We start from the raw sequence: 16,234 nt of genomic DNA on the forward strand, positions 1-16,234 counted from the left end.
TCAATCGGTGCCGATTACATAACTGCGTTCGCTTGCCGTCGACAGCGCGATCATCGTCTCGCTTCGGGCAATCAGGCGCTCGCCCTTCAGATCGGCGAGGAATGTCTCGATGCCCGTAAGGTCGGCAGTTCGGATCTTCAGCATATAGGACCAGCTGCCCGTCACATGGTGACATTCGAGCACGGCCGGGTGGGATTCGGCGTAATCGCGGAAGGCAGCCTGTTCGGTGTCCTGCGGAAGTGTCACCAGCATGAAGGCAGTGATCGGCAGGCCAAGCGCTGCCGGATCCACCTCCAGCGTGAAACGCTTGATGGCTCCCGACGCGACAAGACGACGGATGCGTTCATTGACGGCGGAGGGAGAAAGCCCTACCACATCCCCGATGCTCGCAAGCGAACGGCGGGCATCTTCAGCCAAGAGATCGATAATTTTGCGGTCACTGGTATCCATGACCGCAGTTTATTTGCGTAAATCGATATTCCGCAAGATAATTCTTCGAATTACGGCGAAAAAGAGAATTCCCGCACGACGAGAGCCGCGCGGCTCATCTCGAGTCTAGCTCAGGCAGGTGCGGCCTGGCGCTGCTTTGCGAGCTCGGTGAGATCGGCCGCCTTTAACTCCACGGATTCGCCGCAGCCGCAGGCAGAGGTCTGATTCGGGTTGTGGAAGGTGAAACCGGACCGCAGCGTGGTCGTCTCGAAACCCATTTCCGTGCCCAGCAGATAAAGAACTGCGGCCGGATCGATCCAAACGGAAGCGCCGTACTTTTCGATACGGTCATCCTTCGGATTGGGTTCGGTGACCAGATCGATGGTGTATTCCATCCCGGCGCAGCCACCCTTCTTAATGCCCACGCGGATGCCCTTTGCATCGGGACCGGAATTCTCGACGATCGCCTTGACGCGTGCAGCAGCCGCATCGCTCATGGTCATTACCTGAAAGCCCATCGGCACAGTCTCCATCAACAACCGGGTTCAAGGTCCGGCGTTTCTCCTGGCAATGTAAGGGAGGCGCCTCGCCGGTTCAATAGCTTAAGCCCGTCACACGCCGCACGAGCGGCGCGTTGCGGACAGGCCTGTGTTTGATGATGATCAATCCTTGGGCATGACAGGACCACCCGGAAAACGTGATCTTTATCAGAAGCTTGAAACCCGCCTTTGCATGCGCCCCTCCTCGACGGCGATCAAAAATATTGCAGCGCACAGCGGAAACGGATGCAAACTCGGGCAAAGGGTTTCGAAATCGATCGAAATTTTGACCATTCGGTAAATTAATTCTCCGAACCAACACCAAGTCATTGTTCGTCCTTAATATTTCAGACTGGCACAGCGATTGCTTCGTTCTCTGGGAAACAAAAAAGGCGCCTGGCGCGCCTCCAGAAGCGGAGAACAGATATGGAAATCGGCGTCTTTATCCCGATCGGCAACAATGGCTGGCTGCTGTCGGAGAATGCCCCGCAATACAAGCCGAGCTTCGAGCTCAACAAGGCGATTACGCTCAAGGCCGAAGAATACGGCTTCGATTTCGCGCTTTCGATGATCAAGCTGCGCGGTTTCGGCGGCAAGACGGAGTTCTGGGACTATAACCTGGAAAGCTTCACGCTGATGGCAGGCCTCGCCGCCGTCACCTCGAAGATCAAGCTCTTCGGCACCGCCGCGACCCTGATCATGCCGCCGGCGATCGTTGCGCGGATGGCAACCACGATCGATTCGATCTCGAACGGCCGCTTCGGCGTCAATCTGGTCACCGGCTGGCAGCGCCCCGAATACAGCCAGATGGGCCTCTGGCCCGGCGACGACTATTTCTCCGACCGCTACGAATACCTCACCGAATACACAACCGTCTTGAAGGACCTGCTGACGACGGGCCAGTCGGACCTCAAGGGCAAACATTTCCAGATGGATGATTGCCGGATGAAGCCGATCCCGGAAGGCGATGTGAAGCTGATCTGCGCCGGCTCCTCCAATTCTGGAATGGCTTTTTCGGCTCAGTTTGCCGACTACAGCTTCTGCTTCGGCGTCGGCGTCAACACGCCCAAGGCCTTTGCGCCAACCAATGAGCGCCTGCTTGCCGCCACCGAGAAGACCGGACGCGACGTGCGCTCCTTCGTGCTCACCATGGTGATCGCCGAGGAAACCACCGAAGAAGCCTTTGCCAAGTGGGAGCACTACAAGGCAGGCGCCGATGAGGAAGCCATCAAATGGCTCGGCCTGCAGAGTGCCATCGACACCAAGTCGGGCTCCGACACCAATGTCCGCCACATGGCGAACCCTGTCTCTGCCGTCAACATCAACATGGGCACGCTGATCGGCTCCTATGCGGAAGTCGCCGCCATGCTCGACGAGATGAGCGAAGTGCCCGGCACCGGCGGCGTTATGCTGACCTTCGACGACTTCCTCGAAGGCATCGAGAAGTTCGGCAAATACGTGCAGCCGCTGATGAAGAGCCGCGCTCATGTGAACCAGATGCTGGAGGCCGCGGAATGAGCGAGGCCGTTGTAGCCGGCTATCAGCCACGTCCGGAGCTGACCAAGAGCGTCACGCTTCCCGCCCGCCCCGAGCCAATCACGCTCAAGCCGTCGGAAACGGCGGTCGTCGTGGTCGACATGCAGAATGCCTATTCGACTGAAGGCGGCTATGTCGATCTCGCCGGTTTCGACATAGCGGGCGCGAAGGGCACGATCGCCAATATCAAGAAGACGCTCGATGCCGCGCGCGAAGCCGGCGTGCTAGTCGTCTATTTTCAGAACGGCTGGGACCCTGACTATGTCGAGGCCGGCGGCCCCGGTTCACCCAACTGGCACAAGTCGAATGCACTCAAAACCATGCGCAAGCGGCCCGAGTTGCAGGGGCAACTGCTCGCCAAGGGCACCTGGGACTATGCGATCGTCGACGAGCTGCAGCCTAAGCCAGGTGATATCCTGGTACCGAAGAGCCGCTATTCCGGCTTCTTCAACACCAACATGGACAGCGTGCTCAGAGCCCGCGGCATCCGCAACCTCGTCTTTGTCGGCATTGCCACCAATGTCTGCGTCGAAAGCTCGCTGCGCGATGCCTTCCACCTCGAATATTTCGGCGTGATGCTCGAGGACGCGACCCATCACCTCGGTCCCGACTTCATCCAACAGGCGACCGTCTACAATGTCGAAAAATTCTTCGGCTGGGTGGCGACCGTCAACGACTTCTGCGGTGCGATCGGACAGGCAGCGCCTGCCGATGCAGCCGAATGATCATCCCACCAATCAAGGAGAGTGTGAGAATGCCCAAGACCATCGTCGTCCCCGAAGGCACATCCAAGCCGCTTGCCCCCTACTCGCCCGGCACGCTTGCCGATGGCATTCTCTATGTCTCGGGGACCCTTCCCTTCGACAAGAACAATGACGTCGTGCATGTCGGCGACGCCGCCGCACAGACACGCCATGTGCTGGAGACGATCAAGTCCGTCATCGAGACTGCCGGCGGCACCATGCAGGACGTCACCATGAACCACATCTTCGTCACCGACTGGGCCAATTACCAGGCGGTCAACAAGGTCTATGCGGAATACTTCCCCAGCAACGAACCAGCGCGTTACTGCGTGCAGTGCGGGTTGGTGAAGCCGGATGCGCTGGTCGAGATCGCGACGGTTGCGCATATCGGGAAGAAGTGAGCGGCGGTTAGGTTGGAGGGCGGCTTACCCCCCTCTGGCCTGCCGGCCATCTCCCCCATACGGGGGGAGATGGCAAACCGCGGACCTCACCAGAACCCGCCAAACTTGATCATCGTGCTCCCCAGAATCGGGCAAATCGCTGCCGCTCGGTGCTATCCCCCCTTGTGGGGGAGATGTCCGCCAGGACAGAGGGGGGTGCCAACCCGCCGCAACACATGGAAAGACCATGCATTACGACATTCACGGCCTGACCTCCCCCGATGCGCCGACCATCCTGCTCTCGTCAGGCCTCGGCGGCTCGGGCGGCTATTGGGCTCCACAGATCCCTGCCCTGTCGACACGCTTCCGCGTCATCACCTACGACCATCGTGGCTGCGGGAAAACCGGCGGCGAGGTGCCAGAGGTTGGCGGCATTTCCGCCATGGCCGATGACGTGCTCGAGATCGTCGAGACGCTGAAGCTCGAGAAATTCCACTTCATGGGTCATGCGCTGGGTGGCCTGATCGGGCTGGATCTGGCGCTGCGCCGGCCGGAACTGATCGAGAGCCTCGTGCTGATCAATGCCTGGAGCAAGGCCGATCCGCATTCGGGCCGCTGCTTCGATGTCCGCATTGCGCTCCTGGAAAACGCCGGTGTCGAGGCCTTCGTCAAGGCGCAGCCACTGTTTCTTTATCCAGCCATCTACATGGCGGACAATCCGGAGAAGATGGCCGCGGAAGAGGCGCACGCGCTCGCCCATTTCCAGGGTCGCGACAATATCCTACAGCGGATTGCGGCACTGCGCGCCTTTGATGTCGACGACCGTCTCGGCGAGATCCAAACGCCGACTCTGGTGATTGCCACCCGTGACGACCTGCTCGTCCCCTATTCACGGTCGCTGCGCCTCGCAGAAAGCCTGCCAAACGCAAATCTCGTGCTCACCGTCGCCGGTGGACATGCCGTCAACGTCACCTATCCGCAAACATTCAACAGCGCGGTGATCGACTTCCTGTCGACCCTCGAACACGCTTGAAGGAAACACCCATGCTGGCCACCAAGACCATAGCCCCTGTTGCCTCCGAAGGCAGCTCGCCGGAGGTGAGTGCGGCTTATCGCAACGGCATGGCCCGCCTCGCCGCAGCCGTGACCATCGTCACCACCGATGGCCCTGCCGGACGTGCGGGCTTCGCAGCAACTGCCGTCACCAGCGTCTCCGACAATCCGCCGACGCTGCTGGTCTGCCTCAACAAGGGCTCATCCGCCTATCCTGCCGTCAGCGCCAACGGGTTCGTTTCGGTCAACGTGCTTTCCGCGGAGCACGAACCCGTCAGCCGCCTCTTCGGTGGCAAGACGCCGGTCGATGAACGCTTCGCTGCCGCCACCTGGGAGACGACAGAGACCGGCACGCCGCGCCTCGTCGATGCGCTCGTCTCATTCGAATGCCGGATCTCGGAAGTGCATGACGGCAGCACCCATGAAGTGCTGTTCTGCGAAGCCCTCGACGTCACCACCCGCGAAGACGGCCAGGCGCTGGTCTATTTCGACCGGGGCTATCGCACCGTCTGAACAGCTATACCTAAACGCAAAACGGCCCGCGCAAGGCGGGCCGTTTCGTTGATAGCCTAATTCACTTAGTACCAGCCGACGGCGACCTGCGCCTCTTCGGACATGCGGTCCGGCGTCCACGGCGGGTCAAAGCTCATTTCCACTTCGACGCCCGACACGCCTTCGACCGAACCGACGGCGTTCTCGACCCAGCCCGGCATTTCGCCGGCAACCGGGCACCCCGGGGCGGTCAGGGTCATGACGATCTTCACCGTGCGGTCGTCCTCGATGTCGATCTTGTAGATCAGGCCGAGTTCGAAGATGTCGGAGGGAATTTCCGGATCGTAGACCGTCTTCAGCGCGGCGATGATATCGTCCGACAGGCGGGCGACTTCGTCCGCCGGGATCGCTGTGTGGATGATGCCGTCGCGGACATCGGGCTTGGTTTCGGTGTCACTCATGGTGTTCATTCCTCAGGCGAAGAAGCTGCGGGCGTAATCCAGCGCGTCCGCCAGCGCATCGACTTCTTCCCTTGTGTTATAGAGACCGAACGACGCCCGACAAGTGGAAGTCACGCCGAAACGGGCGAGCAGCGGCTGGGCGCAATGGGTTCCGGCGCGAACTGCAACGCCGCGACGGTCTATCATGGTGGAGACATCATGGGCATGAATGCCGGCAAGTTCGAAGGAGAAAATCGCCCCCTTGCCCGGCGCATTGCCGATGATCCGCAGCGAATTGATCGCCGAGAGACGCTCATGCGCATAGGCGCGCAGGCTTTCCTCATGGGCGGCAATTGCCGGACGCCCGAGGCTTTCCATATAGTCGAGCGCATAACCCAGCCCGATCGCCTGGACGATCGGCGGCGTGCCGGCTTCAAAGCGATGCGGCGGCTCGTTATAAGTGACGCGATCTTCAGCGACCTCGATGATCATTTCGCCACCGCCCATGAAGGGGTCCATATCCTTCAAGCGGTCCATCTTGCCCCAGAGCACGCCGATGCCCGAGGGACCGTAGAGCTTGTGGCCGGTGACGGCATACCAGTCGCAGCCGAGATCCCGCACATCAACCGGCATGTGAACGGCGCCCTGAGAGCCATCGACCATCACGGCAATGCCGCGCTCATGGGCGATGCGGCAGACTTCCTTGATCGGCACGACCGTACCGAGCGCATTCGACATATGGGTGATGGCGATCAGCTTGGTGCGCTCGGTCAGGCAAGCCACGAAGGCTTCCATGTCGAAGGCGCCGTCGTCGGTGACCGGCGCCCAGACCAGCTTGGCACCCTTGCGTTCCCTGAGGAAATGCCAGGGCACGATGTTGGAGTGATGCTCCATGATCGAGAGCACGATCTCATCGCCCTCGCCGATATGCTTCATGCCCCAGCCATAGGCGACCGTGTTGATCGCTTCGGTCGAGGACTTGGTGAAGATCACCTCGTCGATCGATGGGGCGTTGAGGAAACGGCGCACCTTTTCGCGCGCCGCCTCATAGGCATCCGTCGCAGCATTGGACAGGAAATGCAGGCCACGATGCACATTGGCGTATTCGTGGGCATAGGCGTGTGAAACGGCGTCGATCACTCTTTGCGGCTTTTGCGAAGACGCCGCATTGTCGAGATAAACCAGCGGCTTGCCATAGACTTCGCGCGACAGGATCGGGAAATCCCGGCGCACCGCCTCAACGTCGTATCCTGTCCGTGCCGCGATCGTGTCAGCCATGATGCTCCAGCCAGTCGGTGATGATCTCTTCCAGGGCCTCGACGAGCGGCTCGTTTTCGAGCTCCTCGACGATTTCGGCGACGAAGCCATTGATCAGCAGGGCGCGTGCCTTCTTTTCCGGAATGCCGCGCGACATCAGGTAGTAGAGATGGCTCTTGTGGATGTCGGCGACCGTCGCACCATGGGCGCACTGCACGTCGTCAGCGAAGATTTCGAGTTCCGGCTTCACCGAGAACTCACAATCATCCGACATCAGCAGCGTATTGCAGGCCATGCGGGCGTCGGTTTTCTGGGCATCCGGAGCAACCCGGATCATGCCCTGGAAGACGCCGTGGGCACGATCGAAGACAACGTTGCGGATGATTTCCGTCGAGGTCGTGTTCGGCACGTCGTGGCCGAGCGTCATAGTGACATCGGTATGCGTGTCGCCGCCGAGCAGGTTGACGCCGCGCAGCATGAAGTCGGAGCCTTCGCCCGCGGTCTTCACATGCACCTCCTGGCGCACCAGCTTGCCGCCGGCATTGACGATGAAGAGCCTGAACTTCGCATCCGTTCCCAGTTCGGCGCGGATCTGGCCGAGATGGGTGTCGGCATCACCTTCGCCCTGCAGGATGATCCAGGTAATCTCGGCGCCCTCGCCGAGCTTCAGATCGGCGACGACCGAGGCGAGTGCGGCCGAACCGCTCTGGCCGACATGACGCTCGATAACGGTTGCCTTGGAACCCTTGCCGAAGGTGGCGGGGAACCGCAGATGCAGCTGACCGGCCGCGTGAACCGACTGCAGCTCGATCGGCGCTTCGATCTCCGTGTCCTCTGCCACATCGAGCGTAAAGCCGTCGCGCACGAAAGCACCGTTCAGGCGGCCGATCGTGTCGTCCGCGTTGAAGGCTGTCAGACCGTCGGCAGCGGCGCCCGTGGAGAGCGCGTCGCGGTAGAGTGCGATGCTCAGACCATCCGGCAGCGCTGACGGCCGCTGGGCCACGCCCTGCAGGACGTTGAGCACATGAGCGCCCGACACCAAGGGGTCAACCGTCTTGGCAACAGCCTGCGGCTCATCCGCCGGAAGTGCACGCAGCAGCGCCTTGAGGTCGGTGTAGTGGAAGGTCTCGACGCGGCGCGTCGGAAGGCCCTGGCGCTTCAGCGCGTCGAACAGGCCGTCGCGCTTCAGAAGCACGGCGCCATCGCCCGGAAGGCTGCCGATCTGGTTAGTATAGGCGTCGATGAGCTGGGTCTCGGCTGCGGTGAGCCGGTTGGCCGCTTGCAAAGTCATCGTTGCAACTCCTTCAAAACTTGAAACCGCTTACGCTGCCTGACCGGTGATGTCGGCATAGCCGTTGGCTTCGAGTTCCAGCGCCAGGCTCTTGTCACCCGACTTGATGATCTGGCCTTGGTAGAGAACGTGAACGCTATCAGGCACGATGTAGTCGAGCAGGCGCTGGTAGTGGGTGATGACAACAGTTGCGCGGTCCGGACGCTTCAACGCGTTGACGCCATCGGCGACGATCTTCAGCGCATCGATGTCGAGGCCGGAATCGGTTTCGTCGAGAATGCAGAGCTTCGGCTCGAGCAGCGCCATCTGCAGGATCTCAGCGCGCTTCTTTTCACCGCCGGAGAAACCGACATTGAGCGGACGCTTCAGCATGTCTGGGTTGATCTTCAATTCGCCGGCGGCTTCCTTGACGCGGCGGATGAAGTCCGGCGTCGTCAGTTCGGCTTCGCCACGCGCCTTGCGCTGCGAGTTCATTGCAACCTTGAGGAACTGCATGGTGGCCACGCCCGGGATTTCGACCGGATACTGGAAGGCAAGGAAGATGCCCTTGGCAGCGCGCTCGGCCGGGTCGAGTTCGAGAATGCTCTCGCCGTTATAGAGGATGTCGCCTTCGGTGACTTCATAGTCTTCGCGACCCGACAGGATGTAGGACAACGTCGACTTGCCTGAGCCGTTCGGACCCATGATGGCAGCCACTTCGCCGGCCTTCACCGTCAGGTTCAGGCCCTTGATGATTTCGGTGCCGTCTTCGGCGATGCGGGCATGGAGATTTCTGATTTCAAGCATGTCTGTCTTCCTGTCCATCGGGCGGTTCAAGAGCCGCCTGTCGTTTCCTGTTGCGCCGCTGGCGCTTGTTCTTCAATCCGTCATCCTCGGGCTTGTCCCGAGGACACATGGGCGACCGACCTTGCGCAAGGCGCACTGGCCTTATCAGCCCTCGCTTAACTCAAGCCGTTTTTCGATCCGGTCGAGACGCAGCTTCAATTCCGCGATCTCGCCATCCTGCCTCGTCTCGTCGGTCATGAACCCGGCCATGTATTGCTTCACAGCCCGCATCTCTGCACGCATACCGACCATTTCCTCCTTCAAAGAAGAGAGGTCGGTGCGCATAATGCGCAGATGCTCTAAAATGAGATTCTCGACCTTCTCGTTCATTACCCCACGCTTCCCTCGAGCGAGATGTTGATCAGCTTCTGCGCTTCAACCGCGAATTCCATCGGCAGCTGCTGGATGACGTCTCGGACGAAGCCGTTGACGATCAGGGCGATGGCCTCTTCTTCCGGGATGCCGCGCTGCATGGCGTAGAACTTCTGGTCCTCGGAGATCTTAGATGTCGTCGCCTCGTGCTCCACCTTGACCGTCGAGTTCTTCACCTCGATATAGGGCACCGTATGCGCGCCGCAGGTGTCGCCGATCAGGAGCGAGTCGCAATTGGTGAAGTTGCGGGCGTTTTCCGCCTTGCGATGCATCGAGACCTGGCCGCGATAGGTGTTCTGCGACACACCGGCTGAGATGCCCTTGGAGATGATCCGGCTCTTGGTGTTCTTGCCGAGATGGATCATCTTGGTGCCGCTGTCGACCTGCTGATGGCCGTTGGAAACAGCGATCGAGTAGAACTCGCCCTGGCTGTCATCGCCGCGCAGAATGCAGGACGGATATTTCCAGGTGATGGCCGAGCCGGTCTCGACCTGGGTCCAGGAGATCTTGGAACGGTCGCCACGGCAATCGCCACGCTTGGTGACGAAGTTGTAGATGCCGCCCTTGCCGTCCTTGTCGCCCGGATACCAGTTCTGGACGGTCGAATACTTGATCTCGGCGTCATCCATGGCAACGAGTTCGACCACGGCTGCGTGCAGCTGGTTCTCGTCGCGCTGGGGTGCCGTGCAGCCTTCGAGATAGGACACGTAGGCGCCTTCTTCGGCGACGATCAGCGTGCGCTCGAACTGGCCGGTGTTCTTCTCGTTGATGCGGAAATAGGTCGACAATTCCATCGGGCAGCGAACGCCCTTCGGAATGTAGACAAAGGAACCGTCGGTGAAGACGGCGCAGTTCAGCGTCGCATAATAGTTGTCGGTGACCGGAACGACCGAGCCGAGATACTTCTTCACCAGCTCGGGATATTCGCGGATCGCTTCCGAGATCGACATGAAGATCACGCCGGCCTTCATCAGCTCTTCCTTGAAGGTGGTGACGACCGAAACCGAATCGAAGACGGCGTCGACGGCGATCTTCGAAGACTGGACGCCCGCCAGCATTTCCTGCTCTTTCAGCGGAATGCCAAGCTTTTCATAGACCTTCAGAAGCTCAGGATCGACTTCGTCGAGCGACTTCGGGCCGGCAGCCGTCTTCGGCGCGGCATAATAGTAGATGTCGTTGAAATCGATCTTCGGATAGTCGACGCGCGCCCAGGTGGGCTCGACCATCGTCAGCCAACGGCGATATGCGTCGAGGCGCCATTCGAGCATCCATTCCGGCTCGTTCTTCTTTGCCGAGATGAAGCGGACGATGTCTTCCGACAGGCCTTTCGGGGCCTTGTCGACTTCGATGGTGGTTTCAAAACCATACTTGTACTGATCCACATCGATCTGGCGCACCTGATCGATCGTTTCCTGCACAGCAGCCATGGTCGTTCTCCAATCTTGCCGGGCCAAATTCCGACAGCTTGTTAACGTTGGGCGGTGACCCGCCATATCTAAGGTTCCCGAGCCACCATTTCACCCTCTTGGCAAGGGAAAAACGAGGATCGGACCGGTTTTTTGCCGCTTATGCGGCCTGGCCAGCCGGTTTTCGCCGGGCGGCAATCTTCTCAAAGGTCGCAACGAAGCGATCAATGTCCGCTTCCGTTGTCGTCGGGCCGATCGACAGGCGCAGCGCTCCGGTTGCGGCATCCTCGCCCATCGCGGTCAAAACGTGGCTGGCGCCCACCTTGCCGGACGAGCAGGCCGCACCCGCCGACAATGCGACACCTTCCAGATCGAAGGCGATCTGACCGGTTTCAGCCTTCAGTCCGGGCAGATGGAAAAAGCTGGTGTTGCCGACCCGCGTTCCCCCCCGGCCGTAGATCATGGTGTCTGGCGCCACCGACAGCATGGCTTGCTCAGCCCGATCGCGAAGTGCAGACACATGCGCATTCCGCTCAACCAGGCCCGCCGCCATTTCGCGCGCAGCAGCGCCGAAGCCGGCGATCGCCGCGAGATTTTCAGTACCGGCGCGATGCCCCTTCTCCTGGCCCCCACCACGCACCAGAGGTTCCGGCATCAAGGTCTCGCCACGCGACACCAGCGCACCAACGCCCTTGGGGCCACCGAGCTTGTGGGCCGAGAGGATCAGGAAATCGGCTCCAAGGTCAGCGATGGCGATCGGCAAACGTCCCGCCGCCTGAACGGCATCCACAACAAGCAATCCACCGAACTTCTTTACGATGGCGGAGACATCCCGGATTGGCTGCACGATGCCGGTTTCATTGTTGACAATCATCACGGCAACAAGAGGCAAACCGTCGGCCGGATCATGCGCGGCCAGCAGCGCCGAAAGCGCATCGAGATCGAGAACACCCAAACGCGTCACCGGTATTTCGGTGATCTGATGAGCGGCAAAGCGTCCGCCGGCTCGGACAGCCGGATGCTCGATCGCGGAAACGTAGAGCCGACCGAGCGAAACACGCGACTTGCCCATCCGATAGACCGGCGACAGCACCTGATTGGCGGCTTCGGTCGCGCTTGCGGTAAACGTCACATGAGAGGCTTCCGCGCCAACGAGACTTGCGACCTCGCGGCGGGCCTTTTCGATGAGGGCACGCGCCGCGCGTCCTTCGGCATGCACTGAAGACGGGTTGCCGGGCATTGCGAGCGCCTCGACCATGGCATCGCGCGCCGCGCCCATCAGGGGTGCGGTGGCGTTCCAGTCGAGATAGATGCGCTCAACAGCCATCCTGGCTTCAGACTCCCATACACGTGGCGGCGCATTTTCCTTGAAATTTCCGCCGGGCTTGCCTTATGACACCTTCACCCCGGATGCGACGTCATCCAGTTTCGAACGGTTCTAAACTTCGTTCTAGAAAAGCTGACTGACGCCGTCAAGTCAGCTTTCTAATTTGGTGTTGACGAACCGCAAAAATGTCAGGGACCGGAACCTTATGCCCGAAGTGATTTTCAACGGCCCCGCCGGCCGTCTCGAAGGCCGTTATCAGCCCTCCAAGGAAAAGAGCGCACCGATCGCGATCATCCTTCATCCGCATCCGCAATTCGGCGGGACGATGAACAACCAGATCGTCTACCAGCTGTTCTACATGTTCCAGAAGCGCGGCTTCACCACGCTCCGCTTCAACTTCCGCGGCATCGGCCGCAGCCAGGGCGAGTTCGACCATGGCGCCGGCGAGTTGTCGGATGCCGCATCGGCCCTGGACTGGGTGCAGAGCCTGCATCCGGATTCGAAGAGCTGCTGGGTTGCCGGCTACTCCTTCGGCTCCTGGATCGGCATGCAGCTCCTGATGCGTCGCCCTGAGATCGAAGGCTTCATGTCGATCGCGCCGCAGCCGAACATCTATGACTTCTCCTTCCTCGCCCCCTGCCCATCGTCCGGCCTGATCATCAATGGCGACAGCGACAAGGTGGCACCTGAAAAAGACGTCATCGGCCTCGTCGACAAGCTGAAGACGCAGAAGGGCATCCTCATCACTCATAAGACGGTGCCGGGCGCCAACCACTTCTTCAACGGCCAGGTGGAAACGCTGATGGCGGAGTGCGAGGACTATCTCGACCGTCGCCTCGACGGCGAACTGGTCCCCGAGCCGGCTGCCAAGCGGATCCGGTAAGATGATCCGGATCGTGGCCGATACAAATGTGCTCGTCAGCGCTTGTATCGGCCGCGGTCCAGCCTCGAAAGTGATCGAGGCGTGCCTGGACGGACGCCTTGTCCCTTTCCTGTCCGGTCCATTGCTACTCGAGTACCGCGACGTTCTGTCCAGGACCGAGCCTTTTGTTCAGGCACGATTGTCCGCCAATGAACGTTTAGCATTGCTGGAAATTTTCGTTTCTCGCTGCCACTGGCGCACGGCGCACTTCAAATGGCGGCCCAATCTCGTCGATGAAGCCGACAATCACTTGATCGAATTGGCAATCTCGGCCAACGCGCATATAGTCGTGACGTCGAACATCCGAGATTTCGAAAAGGCGGAGCTCAGGTTCCCGCATATCAAGATCGAGACACCCGCAGCGACCGTTCGGAGGCTTGAACATGAACGCTTTAACCGTTGAGCTGAGTTCCGAGGTTCACGAAAAGGTGGATCTGATCGCGGCGGAAAAGGGTGTCTCTCCTGAACGCCTTGTATCAGAAATGGCAGCGGAAATGGTAAAGCAGCACGAAGCTTACCGCTTGTTCGAGGAGATGGCCGCCCGCGGCAGGGGAAGAGAGGCGGAAGCCCTCGCCTTGCTTCGTCGCGACTGACCGTCGTGTTCGATTACAGACTGTGATGCTTTGAATGACCTCACCCATGACATTTGACGCCGTCGGCCTCGCAGGTGGCGGAAACCGTTGCTACTGGCAGAGCGGCTTCTTGAAGGCTTTCAGCGAGCATCAGCCGCTCAATCCGCGCTTCTATGTGTCCGTTTCTGCCGGGGCCTATCACGGCGCGATGTTTCTTGCCGGTGTCGGCGATCGGGTTCGCGAGTCCGCCTTCGCATTCGCCGAAAAGGGGCATCGTGGCATTGACTGGCGCGCGCTGAGGCGGCGGCAATCGCCGCTGGTCGTCGGTGCTCTGTTTCGACAATTGCTCGCCAGCGAATTCGGCGAGGCAGAACTCGCCGCATTGAAGGCTGCACCGCCGATGCTGATCCAGCTCTCCGGCGTTCCGGACTGGATGCCGGGTGCGCTCGGGGCGCTGGGCTCGATCGGCGCCTATCAGATCGAAAAGCTTTTGACCGACGGCACCCATTCCAAGGCAGGGCTTCGCATGAAACTGCGTCCGACCTGGTTCTCCACGCACAATGTCGACTATCCCGGTGAGCTGGTCGATGCACTGATGGCGACCTCCTCGGTCCCACCCTTCATGCCGGTCGGAAGGGTCCGCGGCCGGGCCTATCTCGATGGCGGCCTCGTCGACAATCCGCCCCTGATGAAGCTTTCAGAAGTCGAAGCGAAAGGCTGGAAGACGCTGCTGCTCTCGACCCGCTTTGGCCGCACGCCGCCGGCGGTCGCCAACCGCATCGTCGTCGGCCCGAGTGAAGACATTCCGGTCAGCAAGTTCGCCGTCGGCGACGCAGCCGGCATCCGGCATGCCTATGAAGTGGGCTTGCGGGATGGCCTCGCCTTTGCAAAATCCGCATAATCGGCTCGGGTCATCTGAAAGAAGCGGCAGGGTTCCCCTCGCACGGAGCGCATGTCGATTTCCCGGAAGCCTGTGTTTTTGAGGATGTGTAATGAGGCCGCGTTGTCGACATGCGCCATGGCTTCCAGCCGTTCCCCGACCTCCGTCTCGAAGAACCACCCCACCAGAGCGCTGGCGATCTCGCTCGCGTAACCTTGATCCCATTTTGACCGCTCGATCGAATAGGCAAGTTGATGAACTTGGGCGTCTTCGTACCAACTGATTCCGGCGCGCCCCACGAATTCCGAACCATTGGCCGTCATCAGCTTCAAGGTGGAGAAGCCTTGGCGGCGAAAGCCTGTACGCCACCCCGCCAGCCGCTCTCTTGCATAGTCCCGATCCCAGGGCTTGCCATGCCCGACATAGACGCTGGTCTCCGGCGTGCCGTGCAATTGGACGAGACGCTCTTCGTCACCATCTAACCACCTTGTGAGCGCCAGGCGCAGCGTCCGCAGAAGCGCGGATTGCGCCAGCACACCGCCGCTTACCGGCTGGCTGACACCCGTCGTCCCCGGAAAGGTGAGCGGCAGCCCGCTTGCCGATCGTACCGCCAGATAGGCCCAGGCCTCGGCTTCCATCGCGTCGCCATCGAAGCCGGCCTGTTCTGCGCTCATGACCTCCGCTCCTCTCTCCGCGGCCAATCGCACAAGATCGGCCATGATCGTGCGGTTCAGGCGGCCGCCGCCACAGATGACATAGGTTTTCGGCGGGGTCGGCAGATGCCTTGCAGATTTGAGGATCGCCGCAGCCGAGACATAAGCCAGCGTGCGCGCACCGTCGGACAGCTCCGCCTCGTGGCCCTCAGGCGGGCGAAAATCGTTGCGGTCCAGCGACCGGCGCTTGCTTGCCGTGAAAAACGGATTGTCCAGATAGCGCTCGGCGAGCACCATGATCACCGAACCTTCCGAGGCGATCCGGCCACCGTCATCATAGGGAATGCCGGCATGAGCCTCGACCCATTGATCGATCAGCGTATTGCCCGGTCCACTGTCGAAGCCGATGATCGTGCCGTCGTGGTCGAGGAAGGTCAGGTTCGAGATGCCGCCGATATTGACGAAGCAGACCGGCCAGCGATCCGCCGGCAATTGCTGCGCCAGCGCCTGATGATAGACCGGCACCAGCGGCGCGCCCTGTCCGCCATGGGCCATATCATTGGCGCGCAGGTCGTAGACGACATCGGTGCCGGTTTCGCTCGCCAGGAGCTGACCGTCGCCGAGCTGCACGGTCAGCGCTTCGTCGGGCCGATGCAGAACGGTCTGACCATGAAAGCCGATGAGGTCGATATCCTTTGGCTCCAGCTTCTGTTGCTGCAGGAAAAGACGGACGGCTTCGGCATGACGTAACGTCAGGTCTCTCTCCATACGGGAGAGCTCGCCCGGCCGCTCGTTGCGTTGCCTGATCGTCTTGGCATCTTCCAGCGCCTGCTTCAGCCGGTCGCGGAAGGCCGGCTCGTAGGGAACAGACAGGAAGCCACCACGCTCGACCACCGCCTCGCCATCGGTGCGCAACAGCGCCACGTCGATGCCGTCCATCGACGTGCCGCTCATCAACCCGATAGCCGTCCTGATTTCCGCCATTTGCCACCCGATTCGGCTGCCGTTCACGCCGGACATTCATGACCGAGACGGGTGCACAATTCAAAAAACAATGCTAAAGCCCGCGCGGATTTCCAAGATTACCACCGAAAGACCAGAGAAACCGAAAGCAACA

General features: G+C 60.6%; 19 protein-coding genes and 1 pseudogene. 9 read left to right on the plus strand and 11 right to left on the minus strand.

Annotated features, from left to right (window positions below; genetic code table 11):
- Together QWE_RS22805 and sufA are read right to left on the minus strand one after the other, a co-directional pair.
- Positions 1-450: an Lrp/AsnC family transcriptional regulator gene (locus QWE_RS22805; RefSeq protein WP_006728544.1), complete on the minus strand. Its 450-nt coding sequence runs from the start codon at positions 448-450 to the stop codon at positions 1-3.
- Between the two features lie 110 nt (positions 451-560).
- Positions 561-947, minus strand: a complete 387-nt coding sequence (sufA, locus tag QWE_RS22810) for a Fe-S cluster assembly scaffold SufA (protein WP_006728545.1) — start codon at positions 945-947, stop codon at positions 561-563.
- 447 nt (positions 948-1,394) lie between these two features.
- On the opposite strand from sufA, the gene rutA reads away from it, so the two are divergent.
- The 5 genes from rutA to QWE_RS22835 all read left to right on the plus strand — a co-directional run bounded on the left by rutA (position 1,395) and on the right by QWE_RS22835 (position 5,193).
- Positions 1,395-2,486, plus strand: coding sequence for a pyrimidine utilization protein A (rutA, locus tag QWE_RS22815; protein ID WP_006728546.1), 1,092 nt, complete (start codon positions 1,395-1,397; stop codon positions 2,484-2,486).
- A complete protein-coding gene (gene rutB / locus QWE_RS22820; protein ID WP_006728547.1) occupies positions 2,483-3,229 on the plus strand; it encodes a pyrimidine utilization protein B in 747 nt (248 codons plus the stop codon). Before rutA ends, rutB begins: the two co-directional genes overlap by 4 nt.
- A 29-nt stretch (positions 3,230-3,258) precedes the next feature.
- Entirely contained in the window at positions 3,259-3,648 is a 390-nt protein-coding gene (gene rutC, locus QWE_RS22825) for a pyrimidine utilization protein C (RefSeq protein WP_006728548.1), read from the plus strand.
- Between the two features lie 226 nt (positions 3,649-3,874).
- A complete protein-coding gene (rutD, locus tag QWE_RS22830; protein ID WP_006728549.1) occupies positions 3,875-4,660 on the plus strand; it encodes a pyrimidine utilization protein D in 786 nt (261 codons plus the stop codon).
- Positions 4,661-4,671: 11 nt separating this feature from the next.
- Complete coding sequence (locus QWE_RS22835; RefSeq protein ID WP_006728550.1) at positions 4,672-5,193, plus strand: flavin reductase; 522 nt, start codon at positions 4,672-4,674, stop codon at positions 5,191-5,193.
- Between the two features lie 65 nt (positions 5,194-5,258).
- Here the strand turns inward: QWE_RS22835 and QWE_RS22840 are convergent, their stop codons facing one another.
- The 7 genes from QWE_RS22840 to QWE_RS22870 form a co-directional block, all read right to left on the minus strand.
- Positions 5,259-5,633: an SUF system Fe-S cluster assembly protein gene (locus tag QWE_RS22840; protein ID WP_006728551.1), complete on the minus strand. Its 375-nt coding sequence runs from the start codon at positions 5,631-5,633 to the stop codon at positions 5,259-5,261.
- 12 nt (positions 5,634-5,645) lie between these two features.
- Entirely contained in the window at positions 5,646-6,890 is a 1,245-nt protein-coding gene (locus tag QWE_RS22845; RefSeq protein WP_006728552.1) for a cysteine desulfurase, read from the minus strand.
- Positions 6,883-8,160: a Fe-S cluster assembly protein SufD gene (gene sufD, locus QWE_RS22850; protein WP_006728553.1), complete on the minus strand. Its 1,278-nt coding sequence runs from the start codon at positions 8,158-8,160 to the stop codon at positions 6,883-6,885. The genes QWE_RS22845 and sufD overlap by 8 nt, the downstream gene beginning before the upstream one ends.
- 30 nt (positions 8,161-8,190) lie before the next feature.
- Positions 8,191-8,946 carry a Fe-S cluster assembly ATPase SufC gene (gene sufC, locus QWE_RS22855; protein ID WP_006728554.1) on the minus strand — a complete coding sequence of 252 codons (756 nt, stop codon included), beginning with the start codon at positions 8,944-8,946 and terminating at the stop codon, positions 8,191-8,193.
- Positions 8,947-9,090: 144 nt separating this feature from the next.
- Complete coding sequence (locus tag QWE_RS22860) at positions 9,091-9,315, minus strand: hypothetical protein (RefSeq protein WP_006728555.1); 225 nt, start codon at positions 9,313-9,315, stop codon at positions 9,091-9,093.
- On the minus strand, positions 9,315-10,784 hold the full coding sequence (gene sufB, locus QWE_RS22865; RefSeq protein WP_006728556.1) for a Fe-S cluster assembly protein SufB: 1,470 nt from the start codon (positions 10,782-10,784) through the stop codon (positions 9,315-9,317). The genes QWE_RS22860 and sufB overlap by 1 nt, the downstream gene beginning before the upstream one ends.
- Positions 10,785-10,923: 139 nt before the next feature.
- Complete coding sequence (locus QWE_RS22870; RefSeq protein ID WP_006728557.1) at positions 10,924-12,090, minus strand: cysteine desulfurase family protein; 1,167 nt, start codon at positions 12,088-12,090, stop codon at positions 10,924-10,926.
- A gap of 205 nt (positions 12,091-12,295) precedes the next feature.
- Between QWE_RS22870 and QWE_RS22875 the strand changes: the two genes are divergently transcribed.
- Genes QWE_RS22875 through QWE_RS22890 form a run of 4 tightly spaced genes read left to right on the plus strand, consistent with a single transcriptional unit; the run spans position 12,296 to position 14,485 of the window.
- Entirely contained in the window at positions 12,296-12,973 is a 678-nt protein-coding gene (locus QWE_RS22875; protein WP_006728558.1) for an alpha/beta hydrolase, read from the plus strand.
- 1 nt (position 12,974) lies between these two features.
- Entirely contained in the window at positions 12,975-13,415 is a 441-nt protein-coding gene (locus tag QWE_RS22880) for a putative toxin-antitoxin system toxin component, PIN family (RefSeq protein WP_006728559.1), read from the plus strand.
- Positions 13,396-13,605 (plus strand): hypothetical protein, encoded by a 210-nt coding sequence (locus QWE_RS22885; protein ID WP_006728560.1) that lies wholly within the window; start codon positions 13,396-13,398, stop codon positions 13,603-13,605. Before QWE_RS22880 ends, QWE_RS22885 begins: the two co-directional genes overlap by 20 nt.
- 46 nt (positions 13,606-13,651) lie before the next feature.
- Positions 13,652-14,485 (plus strand): patatin-like phospholipase family protein, encoded by an 834-nt coding sequence (locus QWE_RS22890; RefSeq protein ID WP_006728561.1) that lies wholly within the window; start codon positions 13,652-13,654, stop codon positions 14,483-14,485.
- On the opposite strand, the gene QWE_RS25855 is transcribed toward QWE_RS22890, so the two are convergent.
- Positions 14,437-15,000 (minus strand): GNAT family N-acetyltransferase, encoded by a 564-nt coding sequence (locus QWE_RS25855; protein WP_240532608.1) that lies wholly within the window; start codon positions 14,998-15,000, stop codon positions 14,437-14,439. The two genes, QWE_RS22890 and QWE_RS25855, sit on opposite strands and share 49 nt — an antisense overlap.
- Positions 14,989-16,101: pseudogene (locus QWE_RS22895) on the minus strand (anhydro-N-acetylmuramic acid kinase); the annotation flags it as partial. The pseudogene QWE_RS22895 and the gene QWE_RS25855, both read right to left, overlap by 12 nt.
- Positions 16,102-16,234: the final 133 nt, after the last annotated feature.

This window comes from Agrobacterium albertimagni AOL15, assembly GCF_000300855.1.
Lineage (GTDB): Bacteria > Pseudomonadota > Alphaproteobacteria > Rhizobiales > Rhizobiaceae > Allorhizobium > Allorhizobium albertimagni.